This is a genomic window from Streptomyces sp. NPDC055140, from assembly GCF_053607285.1.
In genome coordinates this window covers 266-1633 of the sequence record NZ_JBSGTG010000181.1, presented here as the reverse complement: position 1 = coordinate 1633, position 1368 = coordinate 266, and the positions used below count along the sequence as shown (strand labels likewise).

The following is a 1368-nucleotide window of genomic DNA, read 5'->3' as shown; positions in this document are numbered from 1 at the left end:
CCGTGGTTCGGGGGTAACACGAGGATGCTGAGTGAGCCGAAGAGCTTCGGCCAAGACGTCGGCGTCGACCTGTGCCGGTGTCCTGTCGCCGTATTCGAGGATGTCGTACTCGTCGTCCAGGTTGGCCAGTCGTTCGACCAAGGGCAGTTCGTGCCCAAAGCGCTGGCGGATCCGGAAGACCAGCTCGCGTGGCCTCAGCTCGCCGGCCAGCACCCGGGCGGCAAGTGCTCGTGCGGCGGCTTCCTGTCCGGCAACGCTGCCCACTGGGAAAGGGCCGGATTGGAGTGGGCGTTGGGGAGCAGACCCCAGTGGACCGCGGCTGGGTCTGCGGGCAGGTAGTGGTCGCCGTCGACGGGGCCCCGGTGGGGTTGGAGGAGGGTCACAGCGCTTCCTGGAGGTCGGTGGCGGTGAGGGTGAAGCCGAAGCACTGGCGGACGTTGTAGACGGTGGCGTCCATGCAGTACGCGGGTGAGGTGGTGGCCACCGCGTCCTCCAGCATCAGCACGTCGTAGCCGAGGCTGGCTGCGTCCATGAGGGTGGCGAGGACGCACTGGTCGGCGTTGACTCCGGCGAAAAGGAGCGTGTCGGCGCGGAGATTGCGCAGGACGCTGTCGAGTTCGGTGTCCTGGAAGCCGCTCATGCGGTACTTGGCGATGTGCAGGTCGCCGGGTGCCGCGAAGAGGGGTGCGGTGATGTCGGCGGACGCGCTGTCGCGTTCCAGGACCTTTGCGCCGGTGGGCAGTTGGGAGCCGAGGCCGCCTCCGGTTCCCTCCTGGTCGTAGACGTGGAGGACGCCGGGCGGGAGGGCTTCGACGATGACCGAACGGGCGGACAGGAGCCCGGAGGTGGCATCACGCACTTCACCCTCCGCGACCTGGCTCCCCCCGGCGAACCGGGCCTCGATGTCGGCCTCCAGCGCGCCTGGGTGCTTCTCGATCCACTCCCCGTGCGCGGCCCAAGCCTCGGCCGCCTGGACGGTACGGAAGGCGGGCAGCCACTCCTCCAGCTGTGGGGCCATGCCGGTGTCGGTCCGTACGAGGTCCAGGCCGATACGGAGGGAAAGCGCCCGGCATGCGGCCTCGAAGGATGCCTGGACCTCGGGTTCGGCGAGCGCGGTGAGGGCGTCGTCGACCAGAAGCGTGGTCATCGGGGCTTCGTCGTCCCGGGGCAGGAGCACCTTCGCCGCTGTACGCAGCAGGTAGGGATCCCGGGCGAGCAGTCCCGCCGTGTCGAAGGACGGGGCCAGCGAGAGCAGGCCGCCGGTGGGGACGGCTCCGTGGGTGGGGCGCCAGCCGTAGAGGCCGCAGTAGGAGGCGGGGACCCGGATCGAGCCCGCGGTGTCCGTGGCCAGCCCCAGATCCACCCAAC

The 1368-nt window shown here is 69.8% G+C and carries 1 protein-coding gene and 1 pseudogene; both read right to left on the bottom strand.

Annotation, left to right across the window (positions count from 1 at the left end):
- Positions 1-264, bottom strand: a pseudogene (locus tag ACWFR4_RS48810) (hypothetical protein); the annotation flags it as partial.
- A 115-nt stretch (positions 265-379) separates the two neighbouring features.
- The coding region (locus ACWFR4_RS48805; protein ID WP_453658431.1) for an isochorismatase family protein at positions 380-1368 on the bottom strand (989 nt) is incomplete at its 5' end.